The 16,304-nt window shown below is 42.1% G+C and carries 13 protein-coding genes; 5 read left to right on the top strand and 8 right to left on the bottom strand.

Annotated features, from left to right (window positions below; genetic code table 11):
* Window positions 1-123: 123 nt before the first annotated feature.
* Complete coding sequence (locus AC07NA_RS01475) at window positions 124-2,964, bottom strand: TolB family protein (RefSeq protein ID WP_494895045.1); 2,841 nt, start codon at window positions 2,962-2,964, stop codon at window positions 124-126.
* Window positions 2,965-3,092: 128 nt separating this feature from the next.
* On the opposite strand from AC07NA_RS01475, the gene hscA reads away from it, so the two are divergent.
* Window positions 3,093-4,949, top strand: a complete 1,857-nt coding sequence (gene hscA / locus AC07NA_RS01470) for a Fe-S protein assembly chaperone HscA (RefSeq protein WP_494895043.1) — start codon at window positions 3,093-3,095, stop codon at window positions 4,947-4,949.
* Window positions 4,950-5,002: 53 nt separating this feature from the next.
* Entirely contained in the window at window positions 5,003-5,428 is a 426-nt protein-coding gene (locus AC07NA_RS01465; protein WP_494895041.1) for a DUF1801 domain-containing protein, read from the top strand.
* Window positions 5,429-5,499: 71 nt separating this feature from the next.
* On the opposite strand, the gene AC07NA_RS01460 is transcribed toward AC07NA_RS01465, so the two are convergent.
* Together AC07NA_RS01460 and AC07NA_RS01455 are read right to left on the bottom strand one after the other, a co-directional pair.
* Window positions 5,500-6,054, bottom strand: coding sequence for a hypothetical protein (locus tag AC07NA_RS01460; RefSeq protein WP_494895039.1), 555 nt, complete (start codon window positions 6,052-6,054; stop codon window positions 5,500-5,502).
* Between the two features lie 185 nt (window positions 6,055-6,239).
* On the bottom strand, window positions 6,240-6,530 hold the full coding sequence (locus AC07NA_RS01455; protein WP_345209031.1) for a hypothetical protein: 291 nt from the start codon (window positions 6,528-6,530) through the stop codon (window positions 6,240-6,242).
* An 85-nt stretch (window positions 6,531-6,615) separates the two neighbouring features.
* On the opposite strand from AC07NA_RS01455, the gene AC07NA_RS01450 reads away from it, so the two are divergent.
* Complete coding sequence (locus tag AC07NA_RS01450) at window positions 6,616-7,764, top strand: tetratricopeptide repeat protein (RefSeq protein WP_494895037.1); 1,149 nt, start codon at window positions 6,616-6,618, stop codon at window positions 7,762-7,764.
* Here the strand turns inward: AC07NA_RS01450 and AC07NA_RS01445 are convergent.
* Both AC07NA_RS01445 and AC07NA_RS01440 read right to left on the bottom strand, forming a co-directional pair.
* A complete protein-coding gene (locus tag AC07NA_RS01445; RefSeq protein WP_345209029.1) occupies window positions 7,761-8,345 on the bottom strand; it encodes a riboflavin synthase in 585 nt (194 codons plus the stop codon). The two genes, AC07NA_RS01450 and AC07NA_RS01445, sit on opposite strands and share 4 nt — an antisense overlap.
* Before the next feature lie 46 nt (window positions 8,346-8,391).
* Window positions 8,392-8,889 (bottom strand): SRPBCC family protein, encoded by a 498-nt coding sequence (locus tag AC07NA_RS01440; RefSeq protein ID WP_494895035.1) that lies wholly within the window; start codon window positions 8,887-8,889, stop codon window positions 8,392-8,394.
* Window positions 8,890-8,973: 84 nt separating this feature from the next.
* On the opposite strand from AC07NA_RS01440, the gene AC07NA_RS01435 reads away from it, so the two are divergent.
* Window positions 8,974-9,444, top strand: a complete 471-nt coding sequence (locus tag AC07NA_RS01435; protein ID WP_494895034.1) for an NUDIX hydrolase — start codon at window positions 8,974-8,976, stop codon at window positions 9,442-9,444.
* On the opposite strand, the gene accC is transcribed toward AC07NA_RS01435, so the two are convergent.
* Window positions 9,439-10,926 (bottom strand): acetyl-CoA carboxylase biotin carboxylase subunit, encoded by a 1,488-nt coding sequence (accC, locus tag AC07NA_RS01430; RefSeq protein WP_494895033.1) that lies wholly within the window; start codon window positions 10,924-10,926, stop codon window positions 9,439-9,441. The two genes, AC07NA_RS01435 and accC, sit on opposite strands and share 6 nt — an antisense overlap.
* Window positions 10,927-11,044: 118 nt before the next feature.
* On the opposite strand from accC, the gene AC07NA_RS01425 reads away from it, so the two are divergent.
* A complete protein-coding gene (locus AC07NA_RS01425; protein ID WP_494895031.1) occupies window positions 11,045-12,295 on the top strand; it encodes a DUF2130 domain-containing protein in 1,251 nt (416 codons plus the stop codon).
* 57 nt (window positions 12,296-12,352) lie between these two features.
* Here AC07NA_RS01425 and AC07NA_RS01420 read toward each other — a convergent pair whose 3' ends face one another.
* Window positions 12,353-14,260 carry a DUF3857 domain-containing protein gene (locus AC07NA_RS01420; RefSeq protein WP_494895030.1) on the bottom strand — a complete coding sequence of 636 codons (1,908 nt, stop codon included), beginning with the start codon at window positions 14,258-14,260 and terminating at the stop codon, window positions 12,353-12,355.
* Window positions 14,260-16,140, bottom strand: coding sequence for a DUF3858 domain-containing protein (locus AC07NA_RS01415; RefSeq protein ID WP_494895029.1), 1,881 nt, complete (start codon window positions 16,138-16,140; stop codon window positions 14,260-14,262). Before AC07NA_RS01415 ends, AC07NA_RS01420 begins: the two co-directional genes overlap by 1 nt.
* Between the last annotated feature and the right edge of the window lie 164 nt (window positions 16,141-16,304).

Raw genomic sequence — 16,304 nt, 5'->3', positions numbered from 1 at the left:
TAATAAACAATAGCCAATATAAACCTGACCTGTTTTCTTTTTAAGCAACTTACTGTACTTTTAAAATAGCCACAATTTAAAGTGTGACTATAAAATAAATTGAAGTTTTAATAGAGATGTTATTTAAAATATACTTACCGGCAATACCAACTCAATACGGTTGCTGCCGCTGCCGCCAAATAAATCCCTATCCAATAAATGGCTGTAGCGAATACCGAAGGAGATAGATTCCTGGTTAAAGAACTTGGTATCAAAAAATACCGCGCCGCCAACCGAACGGAAATTAGCCTTAAACTTCCTGCCATCTACATAAAAGTCAGACGCATGCGTATACTCATAAAACACGTTGCCCCTTAAGCGCAACAGGTACACCGTGTTAGCTACACCGGCATCGGGATAGGCTATCGGGAAATGATAGTTTACCCCTACCTTATTCATCTTATAGAGATTTTCGGCTTCGTAACCGCGCGAAAAAGCAAAGTTGTTAGAAAAACCGATCACGTTATTCTGCCCTTTTTCCTGGTGTGCCGCGGTAACGATCAGGTTATGATTGGCGCTCAAACCCGGGAAATAGAATGTGCCTAATGCTAAAAACTGGTTTGCGTTAAGGTTAATGGCCGATTTATAAATGAAAGAAAAGCTCTGGCCAAATCTTGGAAACAAATTCTTCCTCGCCTGCTGAATGTGGGTAGAAAAGTTAATGTAATTATTCAAATAAGCGTATCTGCGATCTAAATTGCCATAGCCATTGCGGTAACTGGTATTGGTAAAGTAAATATCACTCCCAATACTTAAACCGGTGATTTGCTTGCCTCCGCTAAAGTTGAAAGGTATTTGTAAGCCGCCATGCAGGTCGGTTTCCGTCCAGTACACATTGTTGCCCCTGTAATAACGGCGACGGTCGATAATATAATCGGCACCGGCAGATATGTACGGATACAAAGCCCCGTATACCGCGTCAAAACCGAATTGCTTGTACCCTTCGTTATTATTGTAGTTGAATGATAGCTCGGATTGAAAAGTATTCAGCACGTTTTCGCCCCGTAAAGCGATGCGGTAGTTGGGGTCGCTAATGTCGGGAATCAGACTATGGAAATTAAACAGGTTATAAGCCTTGCTGTAATTTTTAACAGGCAAAGGCTTATCCGCCACCGATGCCAGCAAATTGGTAGCGCTATCCTTTTGCAAAGCGCTGATATTGAAATTTGATAAACCAACAGATAGGGTTTTATCTGCAAGTTCGCTAAGCTTAGCGTTTCCCCTATCCGTTTCATTTAAGCGGAAACCATTCACTGTAAAGTGAACCCAGGTAATTTTGCTGTTTGAAACAGCCGCCTGGTAATGGCCAATATTAGTATCGCCTCCCGGCAGTGCAACGCTAAACAGTTTTTGGTCGGGGATGCTTAGCGCGTAAAGGTTATCATTGCTGCCCGTTGTAGCCGAAAAATAAGCGGTATCGCCTCGTACAGTGAGGTAACCTACAGGCTGATAACTAAGCGGTAACAGGTATTTGCTTTCTCCGTTTTTAACATCCACCTGCGCTATGGTCATTTTACCTTCGGGAGTGCGCACTGCTGTAATAATGCCGCTCTCTTTATAAAACTTAGGGTAAGTGTAGAACAGGTTTTTACTATTAGGGATGTTTGCAATGCGCTTGCCATCAGCTACATTAATAATATGCAGTTCGCTTTTGCCCGAAGTTGCCACATCAACCGCCACTATTTTGCTGCCATCGGCACTAAACGAGGGCGAAAAGTATTTGCTGCGCGATGTAATGTTCTTTTCTTTACCGGTGATAATATCAAGCACCCTGATCTCGCTGTAATTACGGTATCCCCAGCGTGCATCCGGGCGGTAGCCCGAATAAACTATTTTGCCGTTGCTGTAATCAAAATAATCATCGGCTACCAATCCGCGCGAAGTGATCTTTTTCTCCTGCTCTCCTTTTTTAATAACAAAGGCCGGGATGTGGTCGTAACTGCTTTTCAGGTAGATCAATGTAGTATCATCCGTATAAACCGGGAACTCCTGGTTGGCCACAAAATGCCCTTTATCTAACGGCGCGATAGTTTGCGCCGGAAATTGCTGCTTGAAATAATTTAAAGCATCCGTTCGGAATTGCGCGTAACCCACACCCGAATACCTTTTAATTGCTTTTTGAAACGGGTAAAAAAGACCTTTATAAGCGGCTGCATCATGAGTTACCTTACGCCAAAAATCGGCACCGTACTTTTCGCGGCCGTAGGCTACCAGCATGTAACCCATCGGGTAGTGGTCGGGTATATAATCAACGTACGATCCGTTGCGCAGCTTCATCCAGTTGTAGTTTCTGTCGGCTTGCCACAAAGCACGGTAGCTGTTGAAAAAGTAAGGTAACCGCCCCCTGCCCTGGCTGCTTACATGGGTTTCGTTGAATACGGCATCCCCCTCGTAAAACCAGTTCGGTACACTTAGTTCGTTACCCAGCGCCTGCCCGCCATCGCCAAAAAAGATGCGCAGCGCTCTTGACAAACCAACGTTAAAGTTATTATACTGCTGTACATGCCTGAACTCATGTATCGAAAGCAGTTCGGGCCAGTGGATGCTGCCCAGTTCAAAGCTATTTTGTTGCGGTGTTAAATAAAATTCGCTTCGGAACGGGGCTAAACCTACATAACCGTTTGTGGTAGTGGTTTGGTTTTGCAATAAAATACTTACCTGCCTATGTTTGTTGCCAATGGTTGGTTCTATCACCTTATCCATTTGGTTGATGATGTTGGCCACCCTCAAACCTACGCTATCCATCCCCGCCGGAAAAATAACGCGGGCAGCTTTGCTATCAACCTGTTTCCATTCTATTGAAGGCGGGTTGCCGCCAAATTGCTGTGCCCGGCTTTGTGCCGAAAGGCCTATTAAAATGCAGGTCAGCAGCAGTGCCCCAAGTGCATTTTTGCTGAACAAACAGGTATATGATAGCTTTAACATTTTACCTGTGAAAGTAAATAAACAAATTCAAAATTATTGAGCGGTTTGGGTAAAATTCAAATTCGATATTCAAAAGACATATCGCCTGCCAAAACTTGCTAACTTTGCCGTTTCGTTATACATATATCATGGCTAAAGTTTCTATTAACCTGGCAACAGGCTCAATACAAAAAGAAGAAATTATTGTAGGGATTGATTTAGGTACTACCAACTCGTTGGTGGCATTTATTAACCCCGAAAAACAACCGCATGTAATTAATGATGCAGGTAAAGGCGTGCTGGTGCCATCAGTAGTGCATTTTGGCGAAACCGGCGATATCACTGTAGGTAATGAAGCTAAAGAATACTTAATCACCGATCCGCAGAATACCGTTTTCTCTGTAAAACGTTTGCTGGGCCGCTCGTACCATGATATAGCGAATTATAAAGATTTTTTCTCGTACAAGGTGATCGACGATAATACCGAAAGCCTTGTAAAAATAAAGGTTGGAGATAAGTTTTACACCCCTATTGAGCTTTCAGGCCTGATATTAAAGGAATTAAAAGAACGTGCTGAGCATGCGCTTAAAACCCCGGTTAACCGTGCAGTGATCACCGTTCCGGCCTACTTTAACGATTCGCAGCGCCAGGCCACACGTGATGCAGGTAAACTTGCCGGGTTAGATGTATTGCGTATTGTAAACGAGCCTACAGCCGCCAGTTTGGCCTATGGTATCGGTTTAAATCCGGAAGAAACTAAAACCATAGCTGTTTACGATTTGGGCGGCGGTACATTTGATGTATCTATCCTGCAAATTCAAAACGGCATTTTCGAAGTGTTATCAACCAATGGCGATACCTTTTTGGGTGGTGACGATTTCGACCGTGCCATTGTTGATTACTGGATTGAAAAGAACAACATCGACAGGGCCGAACTTGCTGCCAACGCCGAGCTATCGCAGCAATTGCGTTTAAAGGCCGAAGAAGCCAAGAAATCATTCAGCCACCAAAGCTTGTTTAACGAAAAAATAGGCGAGATATGGTGCACTTTAGACAAGCAAGAATTTGAAAACCTGATACTCACCAAAGTACAACAAACCATTACCTGCTGCCAAAACGCGTTAAAAGATGCCAAGCTGGATGTAAGCCAAGTTGACGAAGTAATTATGGTTGGCGGATCAACCCGTACAGGTTTGGTTAAGAAAATGGTTTCTGAATTTTTTGGCCGCGATGTACATAACGATATTAATCCTGACGAAGTGGTTGCCCTGGGGGCAGCTATTCAGGCGGATATATTGGCGGGTAACCGTCGCGATATTTTATTGCTGGATGTTACCCCGCTGTCATTAGGTATTGAAACCATGGGTGGTCTGATGGATGTGATCATCCCGCGGAATGCCAAAGTACCTACCAAGGCAGGCCGCCAGTACACTACCTCTATCGACGGACAAGTGAACATGAAGATCGCCGTTTACCAGGGCGAACGCGACCTCATTAAAGAAAACCGCAAACTGGCCGAATTCGATCTGAAAGGCATCCCCGCTATGCCCGCAGGTTTCCCTAAAGTGGATATTAACTTCTTGCTGAATGCCGACGGTATACTTACGGTGCAGGCTATTGAACTGCGTTCGGGAGTTAAACAAGAAGTTGAAGTGAAGCCTACCTATGGCATTACAGATGAGCAGGTTGAACAAATGCTGATGGATAGCATTACCCATGCGCAGGACGACGTAAACCAGCGGATGCTGATAGAAGCCCGTACCGAGGGTGAGCAAATGATTTACACCGTGGAGCGGTTTATACAAAAGCATGGCCAGGCAGTTACCATTGAAGAAGCCTCAAAAACCCATGAATATCTTACCGCGCTTAAAACGGCTTTAACCAGCGGCGATAAAGACCTGATCCACAAAAAAATAGATGAGATCAACGAATTTACCCGCCCCTTTGCCGAGCGCTTGATGGACCAGGCGATCAGCCATGCGATGAAGGGTAAGGCTATTGAATAATTGCTGATAGTAAAGTATATTAGTGCTTGTGTTTTAAATAAAGAACAAGCACTATGGCAAAGCAAAAAACCACCGAAACAGAAGTCAGCGTAACTGATTTTATCAATAATGTTGCCGACGAACAAAAACGTAAGGATAGTTTCCGTTTAGTGGAAATATTTGAGCAGCAAACCGGGTTTAAGGCCAAAATGTGGGGACCGAGTATTATCGGTTTTGGCAGTTACCATTACAAATACGCCAGTGGCCACGAGGGTGATGCTCCTTTAACGGGTTTCGCTCCGCGGAAACCTTCTATATCCTTATATATGATGGTTGGTTTTGAAGGTAAAGACGAGTTGCTTGCCCGGTTTGGTAAATACAAAGCAGCCAAAGGGTGCATCTATATCAAAAAACTTGATGATGTAGATATTGAAGTGTTTAAAGAGATCATATCCGCTTCCGTTAAAGCGGTTAAAGCATTATATCCGGATCATTCATAAAGCATTGCTCACAATAAAAACAAGAAAAGCTCCATAATTATGGAGCTTTTCTTGTTTTTATCTAACGGATATTACTTCAGTTCTACTTGTACTGACGCGCGTGTTTCATCGTAAAACAGGTTTAACGCTTTTGGTTTTGCGCCTGCCGGAATGCGGTAGGTAATGTTACTTTCCGATTCTTTGGTAGATTCCGGCTGGGCCGAAAAATAACCGCCGTCGGTTTGCGAAATAGAAGTGTTGTTATCCAACACCAACCTGAAATCAGACGGACTGATGCCGATTGAGTTGCCTCCTATTTTTTCTTTATTGGTAAGGCTAAGCTTAAATACCAGCTCAATGCCCTGCGATTTTCCATCCGGATCGCTCAGGTCGGTTGCACTTACCGGTATAATTTTCACGGCAGCTTCTTTCTTTTTACCAAGTGTTGCTGTATCCGGTGTAAATGTAACAGTATAAGTTTTTGGCGTGTTGGTTGCCTGCTCAGCAGGTGCAGCTGTAGTTGGCGATGTTTGTTCGGCAGCGGCTAAACTATCTTTTTTATCTGATTCTGTACTGCCCGCTTTAGGTTTGCAGGAATAGATCAACAACGAAGCCGCAGCTAATGCGATTAAGGTAATTTTTTTCATAGTGTTTTTAAATAAATGTTGGGCTAAAATAATTATTTCTACAGTTTATGCAAATAGTATAATGTTATAAAAACATTAAGTGAAAAGATATAAACTATTGTTAATGATTACTGTAAGCGTAGTTCCGCTATAAAAGTGTGCCATAAATTGTATAACAAAAAAGCCCCGGTATGCGGGGCTTCTCATTATAAATTGTTAATCGCTTCCTGTTCTTTCAGGGCTTCAATATTGTTGCTGCTGCTGTAATCGCTGGTTTGGTTGGCAAAATCTTCGAGAATTGCCGCAATGGTGTCCAGGTTATCAGCTACACGCTGGTGCATATCGGGCAGGTCTTTTTCAAGTCGTTTATCGCCAAGGTCAATATTGTCTACTTCTATTTTGGCGAGTTTTTGTATAATGGCTTGCTGACTATTTTTTAAATCTTCCAACTCATGGACTATCTTCTCCATCAGTGCAAATTTCTTTAACTTATCCATAGTATTTTAATTATGATGTACCCCTGTAAAACAATAATGCTGCCAAGATTTGGAATTATCAATATCAACTAATAACTTAGTTGATATGAAAGCAACCCTATTCACCATCTTATCATTATTTATTTCTGCCGGTTTATACGCGCAGCAAACAGGCAAACCAAATGATGCCCTGCTGCTGGAGTATTATCAAAACCAACGTTTTACTGAAGCGGCACAATACTTGAAATCAACTTATGCTGAACCTGTTACCGATTTAAAGGCATTGGCAAGTTTGGCTTATACCTTTCAAATGGCAGGCAAATTATCAGATGCAGAAAGTTATTACCTGCGCATTTTAGCAACCGATTCAACCAACATACCGGTGCTGTTCAACTTAGGGAATATTAACATACGCCGAGGCAATAATATTAAGGCGCTAAACTATTATAAGAGTATACTTAGCAGGGATAGCACCAATTTTAAAGTGTATAAGCAACTGGCCACTCTGTCGCAAAATACGGGTGATTTTGGCTCATGTATATATTATTTGCAAAAGGCTAACACCATCAACCCGACAGAGGCCGACGTGGCTTTTGACCTCGCCACATTCTATATCGGGCTAAAGCAAATTGCCCAGGCCGATAAGGTGATCAGCACCGCGCTCGAAGCAGATTCGGCAGATATGCAGCTATTGCAGGGAAAAGCTAAGATAGTATACCAGCTAAACAAGTATCCCGAAACCATTGAACTATGCAAGAAACTGCGCGAAGCAGGTGATGTATCTTACAATGTAATAAGCATGCTGGCTATCTCTTACTACAATACCAAAAAGTACAATGAGTGTATTGAAACGTTTAGCGCGTTAGATGCTACCCACACACAAAGCGAGGCCTCGTGGTATTACGTAGCGGTAAGTTATAAGGCATTGGGAAACCAAACTAAAGCGATAGCCTGCTTACAGGAATCTATAAAACAAGCTATATCTGCCAACGTTGATACTTATTACAGCGAGATGGCCGATAGTTTCGATAAATCGGGCAGGCTTAAAAGCGCGGTTAACGCCTACAAGAAAGCTTTACAGTTTGATCAAAAACCGATGACCTACTACGCGCTTGCCTCATTATATGATGATAAGTTGAAAGACAGGGCAACTGCCTTAAAATATTATAAGCTATACCTGCAAGCCAACCCCACCGAAAAGCAAAAAAGCTATACCGAATTTGTTAAAGACAGGGTTACACGCCTGGCCCGTTAACGTTGCATTAAACGGGCTACATATTTGCCGATGATGTCAAATTCAAGGTTAACTACAGAACCCTCCTGTACATTATGCAGGTTGGTATGCTCGTAAGTGTAAGGAATAATGGCTACCGAAAAGCTGTTAGCGTGTGAGTTGACAACCGTAAGGCTAATGCCATTTACACAAATGGAACCTTTTTCAACAGTTACATTACCTAATGAAGCATCGTATTCAAAAGTGTACTCCCAACTGCCGTCGAGCGTTTTAAAGTGGGTACAAACGGCGGTTTGGTCAACATGGCCCTGTACAATATGACCATCTAAACGGGCGTTCATTTGCATGCAGCGTTCCAGGTTTACAGGGTCGCCAATTTTAAGGTGACCGATGCTGCTCTTGTTCAGGGTTTCTTCAATGGCGGTAACGGTGTGTATGCCATCTGCAACGGCAACCACTGTAAGGCAAACGCCATTATGCGCCACCGATTGGTCGATCTTCAATTCGGCTGCTATAGTTGATTCAACCGTAATATGCAGATTGCTTTGATCGCGTTGCAGATCAACCACCCTGCCTAAAGTTTCAATAATACCTGTAAACATGTGGCAAAATTAACACATTACGGGGAGTTTATTGTCAGCCAAAAATCTATTTAAATATGCTGGGGATATCGTAACGCCGGTTTCGCAGATCGGGCCCGCCAGCGATAATGGATTTGAGGTTAGCGAGGTAGAACGTCCACCCTACCTGGCATTGCACATATAGGTTCTTCAACGGATCTTCTTCTATCGGGATGCTCTCGTGTGTAAGTTCGAGCAGGGTTAAGCCGTTGCGCCGTTGCAGGTCAATGGTTACAACACTGCCTTTGGTAAAGGTAAATTTGATAAGGTCGCTGTCGTTAGCTTCCAGTATCTCTCCTTTTTCGTTAACATCATCAGTATAGCCATGCCATTGCCAAAAGTAAGAATCTTCTTTTTTTATGTGTTCGTCAGCTTCACGGGTGCGACCGGCGATGGCATAAAATTCGGCCTTTCGTAAAAACCAGTGTTCGAGGCCGGCCTGTGTTGTCCAGGCATTGTAAATGGTGCGTACGTCGGTTGTAAAATCGGCTGTAATACTGAATTTGGTCCACCTTTGGTCAGTCATGGCGTAATAGTTAAGTGACAGGAATAATACATTAAAACTAATTATAATTATTTCGGTTTTGCTATCACCATTATATATTTATATATGCCCAAACAAAGCGCCGGAATTTTACTGTATCGTATTAAAGATGATCAACCGCAGTTCTTCATAGTCCATCCAGGCGGGCCATTCTTTAAAAATAAGGACGCGGGTGTATGGTCAATCCCCAAAGGAGAATTTGAAAACGGCGAAGATATTTTAGCAGCCGCCAAACGCGAATTTGCGGAAGAAACCGGCCAAGCCATCAATGGTGAATTTACAGCACTTGAACCTGTAAAACTAAAGAGCGGCAAAAAGATTTATGCCTTTGCAGTTGAAGGTGAGGTAGACGAAAGTAAATTGATCAGCAATACTTTTCCGTTTGAATGGCCGCCAAGATCGGGCAAAACCATTATGATACCCGAGGTAGATAAAGGTGATTGGTTTGATGCCGATACCGCCAAATTAAAACTCAATCCCGGTCAAATACCCTTGATTGATAATTTGCTTCAAATATTATCCGGAAGGTTATTATAAAAATCCCCTACGGTTTTTTACCCAGTTTGATGTTTCAGTAACAACAGCAGTCTGGGATTGCGCAGCTTTATTCGAGTTCAATAACTTTTCAATAACCAAGGTCGCTATTATAGCTTCCTCTTCGTTATCATCCTGTAATACATCCGGCTTAAAATACTTGTTTACAAAATGAGTATCGAAATGCCCTGATCTGAAAGCTTCGTGCTTCATTACATACCTGCCGAAACCCAAGGTTGTTGTAATGCCGGTAATTTGGTACTCCTCAATGGCCCTCACCATGCGTTCAATGGCCTCTGCCCTGTCTTTACCGTAGGTAATCAGTTTGGCTATCATCGGGTCGTAGTAAATAGGAATTTCCATGCCTTGCTCAAAGCCATCATCAACACGCACGCCGGGGCCTTTCGGTGTTATGTAGGTTTGTAGTGTGCCGATGTCGGGTAAGAAGCTATTGGCTGGGTCTTCAGCGTAAACGCGCAGTTCAACCGCATGGCCGTTAATTTCCAGATCTTCCTGTTTGAAACTGATGGCTTCGCCCCTGGCAATTCGTATTTGCTCTTTCACCAGGTCGACACCGGTGATAAGTTCCGTTACGGGATGCTCTACCTGTAAGCGGGTATTCATCTCTAAAAAGTAAAAGTTTAGCTGCTCATCCATAATAAACTCCACGGTACCGGCCCCTGTGTAATTTACCGAGCGGGCTACATCTACCGCGCATTTACCCATTTGGGCGCGTATTTCGGCTGTAAGTATGGATGATGGCGCTTCTTCTATCACCTTTTGATGGCGGCGCTGTACCGAGCAATCCCGCTCAAACAGGTGTATAATATTGCCATGCGTATCGCCCAAAACCTGTATTTCAATATGCTTTGGCGATGACACATAGCGCTCAATAAATACCGAACCATCTCCAAAGGCCGATGTCGCTTCGGATACGGCCAATTGCATTTGCTCCTCAAAATCAGCGGCGCTATCAACAATACGCATCCCCTTGCCGCCACCGCCCGCCGCGGCTTTTATTAATATCGGGAAACCCACTTCAATAGCTCGCAGTTTAGCTTCGGCAACATCGGTAATGGCTTCTTCGGTACCGGGTACCATGGGGATGTTATATTTTAATGCAGCAGCTTTGGCCGATAACTTGTTACCCATCACTTCCATCGCTTCGGGCGATGGGCCGATCAGGATCAAGCCTGCATCCCGCACCTGCCTTGCAAAAGCGGCATTCTCCGACAGGAAACCATAACCCGGATGTATGGCCTCCGCTCCTGTTTGTTTACAGGCGACTATGATTTTATCACCCACCAGATACGACTGATTGGATGGCGCTTCACCAATAAATACGGCCTCGTCGGCATAGCGTACATGCAGGGCATCGCGGTCGGCAGCGGAATATACCGCCACAGTTTTGATCCCCATTTCGCGGGCCGAACGTATTACCCGTAAAGCAATTTCGCCACGGTTGGCTACCAGTATCTTTTGCATATATAACAAATGTATGAGATTTACAATATGGTAGTATGGGCCGCGCCCTGCGATTTAGTTATTTTAAGGTGTTTACATTTTCAAATTTGTGAATATCTTTAATCAAAGTTAAAATGATATGTCTACTGAGGTAAATTGTCCGAGCTGCGGTTACGCGTTCCCTATTGAAGAGGTTATGGCTGAGGAGTATAAGAAGGAACTGCGCATTAAGATGCAGGAATACACCCGGCAAAAAGAAGATGAATATCGTAAAAAAGACGAAGAATTTAATGCCAAACAACGCCAGCAACAACAGCAGTTTGAGGCACGTTTAAATACCGAAAAGCAGGAATTGCAGCAAAAGCTGGAAGAAGACCTGCGCAAATCAATTGCTACCGATTTTGAGAACCGGGTGGTACTGCTGCAAAATAATGTAAAAGATACAGAGGAAAAGCTCAAGCAATCGCGCCAGAAAGAAATGGATTTTTTACAGCGCGAGCAGCAGCTTAAACAAAAGGAAGATGAAATGGAACTGGCCATGCAACGTAAGTTACAGGAACAGCGAATCGAATTGAGCGAGCAGATCCGCAAGCAGGAGGCCGAACGCTTTAACCTGAAAGATGTTGAGCACCAGTTAAAGCAAAAAGAGCTTGAAAAGCAACTGGAAGACCAGAAAAAGCTGGTTGACGAGATGAAGCGTAAATCAGAACAAGGGTCGATGCAGTTGCAGGGCGAGGTACAGGAGTTGATACTGGAAGACCTGTTGCGCGTTAATTTTCCGTTCGATGTGATTGAAGAGGTAGGCAAAGGCGTGCGCGGTGCAGATTGTGTGCAAACAGTACGTAACCAGTTTGGGCAGGAATGCGGACGTATTATTTATGAAAGCAAGCGCACCAAAGATTTTTCGATGGATTGGATAGAGAAATTGAAAAAGGATATGCGCGGTATAGGCGTTGATGTGGCCGTAATTGTAACCCAATGCTATCCGAAAGGGATGGATTGCTTCGGCGAAAAAGATGGCGTGTGGATCTGTTCTTTTGATGAGGTAAAGGCGGTATCATACATACTACGCGACGGAATATTGAAACTATACAACCTCGTAAAATCGCAGGATAATAAGGGTGATAAAATGCACCTGCTGTACGATTATCTTACCAGCAACGAGTTTGGCGAACAGTGGAAAGCCATTCGCGAAGGGTTTATGAGTATGCGCCTCAGCATACAAAAAGAACGCGATGCCATGGAACGACTTTGGAAAGCACGTGAAAAACAACTGGAAAAAGTATTGCTCAACGCCTCGCACATTAAAGGTTCTATTGAGGGTATTGCCGGCAACGATGTAATACACCTGAGTTTAACAGATGATGAGGAAGACTATCTGTTAGAGTAATACAAAAGAGGCCATCAAATAAATGATGGCCTCTTTTATTATCGTGATTTGCTCCTGCTATTTATCTTTCACCAACATGGCATTGTAGCTATCAGCATCGGCCACAGTCTGATAAAAACTGACCAGATCGGTATATTGCTCTTTCTCATAAGTGCCGTTTATTACCTGTATATGGCGTTTATAAGTGATTTGATTATCCTTAACGGTGATTGTCGATGTGAATTTACCAAACGGCTTATCTACATTTACATTTAATGGCTTGCTCGATAACTTATAGCCTGTGGGAACAGTGTACGTTATTTCGTCATCATCAGTATAACCGCTATTGATGTATACTTTATTCTGGCGGTTACGCACCTCTCTCGGTACAGAAGTTATTCTGTTGGCTATATTCGGTAAAAAGTAAAACTGGTTACCTGTTATTGTGGCATAATCGCGGGCGTTGAGTTTAATAGTTTCGGTAGTTACCGGCAATATCGATTTAATTTGGTCAAGCTTCAGGTCTTCTATCTCAAAATTATTGATATCGTACAGCTTCTTCATGTTTTTAACTCGTTCAGCCTGCTGTTCTTCCATTATCCATTCGCGGTTGTCAAATTGAGTACCTTTAAAAACAGTCTCCATATTACCGGTTAGTTCTCCCTGGTTATCAATAGAAAAAGCTGCTTTTCGGGTTTGCAGATTTATTTGTGACGAGTAGCTGGTGCTATGCATCAATTTGCCGCCGGTTGGTGTACAAGCCAACACAGTACGATCATCAGTAAAATCGCCCAAAAAGCCGAAAGGTATTTTTTGATTAGTACATTCTACAAATGTGGTATCGTTTTTAAAAGGAAGGCACAAAATAATATGGTTTCCCTGTGCCATACTCGGAAAATCGTTCATCAGGCTTATTTTACGGTCGCCGGCTTCAACCACACAGTAATATGATTCTATACCTGCAGCCTTATATAAGGCCTGGGTGTAATTTACCAACGCCTTGCAATCACCATAATTAAGCCGGTCAACATCGGCAGCCAGCATAGGTTGGTAACCGCCTATGCCTATTTGCACGCTAATGTAACGCGTTTTATGCTGCATGTACTCGTATATTTTTTTAGCTTTTATTTTGGGGTCGGTTATGTCTGCTACTATTTTTTTTACCTGTTCAATGGTAGTAGTTGATAGCGCATCCCTGTTAAGCAAAAGATTATCATAAGTCCATTTCCCAAGCTCTTTCCAATTGGTAAATGTGCCGTAAAAGCCACTATAGCTAAATTTTTCCGGAGCTATATGCACAGTGCCAAGATAATCCTCCTCATTAGGGCTGTAAGGTTCAGGTTTAAATGCCTTTATATTATCCGCGCTCCAGCTATATACTTTAAGCCCATCTTTATTGGTGCTAACAATTACTGCCGACGGCAAATTGCTTTCCTTATAACGAATCTTAAAATCGGGCTTGCAAATAAATTTAAAAGTACTTTTCTCAACGGCTACGCCCGGCTCACCGGTTGGCTGCCAATCGCGGAAATTTAACGATTGCTTTGAGCGTATCTCATATTCATATTCAATAGTATATGGATAACTGACTACAGCCGGCTTGAAATGCTTCACCCTTGAATCTTCAAACAACGAGAAATCGTTACCCGCATTTACATCTTCAAAGCTGCTTTCAGATATTTTACCGATAGGTTTACCGTACTCATCATATACCATCCCCTTAATATACCTTATGGTGTTGCTTTTATTATGCCATACTATAATATGGGCCATATCATCACCATTTTTATTAAGTATGGTAACGGCCGTTTTAATATGATAAATGGTATTACTAAGGTCTTTCACCTCGGTGCTTACCTCATTGTTACGTACCACCGCGCTTGCATAAGGCAGTAATGTTTTTGGTATGTCGCTCGCAATGTAAGGCTGTGCAATCCCCTTTAATCCTCCAAACAGCATTAATGCCGCAATTAAAAATATTTTCATTAATTCTTCTTAAAAACGATATCAGCCTTTTCTGAAACGATGATCTTATTGTATAGTTCTTTTAAATACGGATATTCTGCCGACGAGTAAAGCCCCCTGTTGAACTGTACAACGTGCGAAAATGTAAACTGATTATTACCCGATTCTACACTTGTAACAAACTTGCCGCCATCATTAGGTAATGATACAGATACAGCCTGCGGCGTACTTTCAATTGTATACTGTTGTGGTAAATGAACAGTTAATATAACCCTTTCCGATGAAGGCATTCCCCAGTCGACTGGGTAAGTGCGTTCATTTAATTTGAATGGATTAACCGTTATTTTATGCATCATAAATGGGTTAAACAGAAACTTATTATTATCAAGGTTATCATATACATCTATTTCAACATCATACTTTTCAGATAAGGGCTTATCGGTATCATCAAGGTTGAGTATCTCTGAACTGTGTACTTTTATCTTCGATTGCTTTTCGTCCAAATTTTCTACATACTCATCAACGGTATTGAATTTTTTTATAGCGCTGCGCTTTACATAAGCATCGTATCCAAAAGAATAATTAGTAATAGTGCCTTTCAGTTTGCCGTTTTCTTGCAAGGTTAGGTCGAGCGCGTAGGTGCTGCGTTTATTTTGATTGGCATTAAGATCTATCCAATATGATGGCTTATCTAAACTCATTACCCTACCCTGATCGTTAAGGCATGTTAATGGTAGCAGTCCAAAAGATAACAGTGGGTCAGATGCATCAAGCAGGTAGCTTTTATCACCAATGTTAGCTTTAGCTATTACATAATTAAACTCGCTGATTACCGGGTATAAGCGATTAACTATACCGTTTTCACGGGTTGATAATATTACCGCTTCGCTATTTATACCGGCTGAGCTCAATGCTGCAACCAAAGCCAAGTTAATATCGGCTATGCTGCCGCTGTGTTTTTCAAATGCCTTACGTACACCCTCATCACTTGATATACCAATATATTTATTCCACTTAATATTTTTTTGAATAAACGAATATACCGTTTTCGCTTTTTCAAGTTCATCTGTTTTACCTGTTACTACAGGTAGCAAAACATCTTTAAAAACGCCCTTTTTTTTCATTTGACCGCCAAAAGAATCTTCCAGTTTAAGTTGCCGGTCAACATCCTGCCACTCCTTGCTCATTTTAACCTTTGATCCGGTACGCAGATTAACGTAATCTGAAAGTTCAAAGTAGATAGCTGAACGAAAGTTTTTAGGCGATGTCATATAATCCTCTTCTACCAATGCCGGTACATCTTTCATCGCAAACAAGAGTTTCGAGCAATCACATTGGGTACCTGCCAGCGAAAAGCAATCTTTATCTACGCTGCTTTTATATTTATCGCCTTCAAGTAACTTTAAAACGCCCCGTAACGAAATGTTATAATTATATATTGCCGGAATACTTACCTGGTATTCTGAACTTATTTTGGGTATATCTGTCTGAAAAATCCATGTTCTAAATCTGAAAAGCGAAAATGATTTAAAATGATAACTGTATTCAATTACGCTGCCGGCACGTACGTTAGGCATAGCGAACTTCGTTGTACCCCAGTGTTTATTATCATTGGCTGAATAAATTTGTTTAGGATTTAGTTCTGCCTGTTTTACATCTCCGTTTTCGTCCTTATAAAAGGTTATGCCTTGTATATCTGTGTAATTTTCGGTTTCACCATCATCCGAAATATAGAATGGTAGTTCAATTTGTCCTTCATTAAAACCTTTGCTATCAAATATTTTTATTTTGACGTGATAATCCATTTCAAGGTTCACACCATCATTACTGCTTACCCAGGCATTTCCATACTCACTAAGCACTACGGCATGTGCAGAAGTGTCGTTTTTATATGATTTCATATTGAGATCATCGTGAGAGAAAGTTCCGTATTTAAAGTTTTGTGCCGTGCAAATACTTAATAATGAAAAGAATAAATAAGAAAATAGTAAAGCTTTTTTCATGTGCCCGTAATAAAGTTTAGCGTGTATTAAATTATAACAAATTTGAAACCTGCACAAATAAA

The sequence above is a fragment of the Mucilaginibacter sp. GW821-FHT07G05 genome (assembly GCF_059418565.1).
The sequence above is the reverse complement of the archived record's forward strand: the minus strand, read 5'-3'. Positions and strand labels throughout refer to the sequence as shown.

What these genes read in the sequence shown, in the direction of transcription:
- AC07NA_RS01475 (WP_494895045.1), bottom strand. Translation starts at nt 2,964, where the DNA reads ATGTTAAAGCTATCATATACCTGTTTGTTCAGCAAAAATGCACTTGGG.
- hscA (WP_494895043.1), top strand. Translation starts at nt 3,093, where the DNA reads ATGGCTAAAGTTTCTATTAACCTGGCAACAGGCTCAATACAAAAAGAA.
- AC07NA_RS01465 (WP_494895041.1), top strand. Translation starts at nt 5,003, where the DNA reads ATGGCAAAGCAAAAAACCACCGAAACAGAAGTCAGCGTAACTGATTTT.
- AC07NA_RS01460 (WP_494895039.1), bottom strand. Translation starts at nt 6,054, where the DNA reads ATGAAAAAAATTACCTTAATCGCATTAGCTGCGGCTTCGTTGTTGATC.
- AC07NA_RS01455 (WP_345209031.1), bottom strand. Translation starts at nt 6,530, where the DNA reads ATGGATAAGTTAAAGAAATTTGCACTGATGGAGAAGATAGTCCATGAG.
- AC07NA_RS01450 (WP_494895037.1), top strand. Translation starts at nt 6,616, where the DNA reads ATGAAAGCAACCCTATTCACCATCTTATCATTATTTATTTCTGCCGGT.
- AC07NA_RS01445 (WP_345209029.1), bottom strand. Translation starts at nt 8,345, where the DNA reads ATGTTTACAGGTATTATTGAAACTTTAGGCAGGGTGGTTGATCTGCAA.
- AC07NA_RS01440 (WP_494895035.1), bottom strand. Translation starts at nt 8,889, where the DNA reads ATGACTGACCAAAGGTGGACCAAATTCAGTATTACAGCCGATTTTACA.
- AC07NA_RS01435 (WP_494895034.1), top strand. Translation starts at nt 8,974, where the DNA reads ATGCCCAAACAAAGCGCCGGAATTTTACTGTATCGTATTAAAGATGAT.
- accC (WP_494895033.1), bottom strand. Translation starts at nt 10,926, where the DNA reads ATGCAAAAGATACTGGTAGCCAACCGTGGCGAAATTGCTTTACGGGTA.
- AC07NA_RS01425 (WP_494895031.1), top strand. Translation starts at nt 11,045, where the DNA reads ATGTCTACTGAGGTAAATTGTCCGAGCTGCGGTTACGCGTTCCCTATT.
- AC07NA_RS01420 (WP_494895030.1), bottom strand. Translation starts at nt 14,260, where the DNA reads ATGAAAATATTTTTAATTGCGGCATTAATGCTGTTTGGAGGATTAAAG.
- AC07NA_RS01415 (WP_494895029.1), bottom strand. Translation starts at nt 16,140, where the DNA reads ATGAAATCATATAAAAACGACACTTCTGCACATGCCGTAGTGCTTAGT.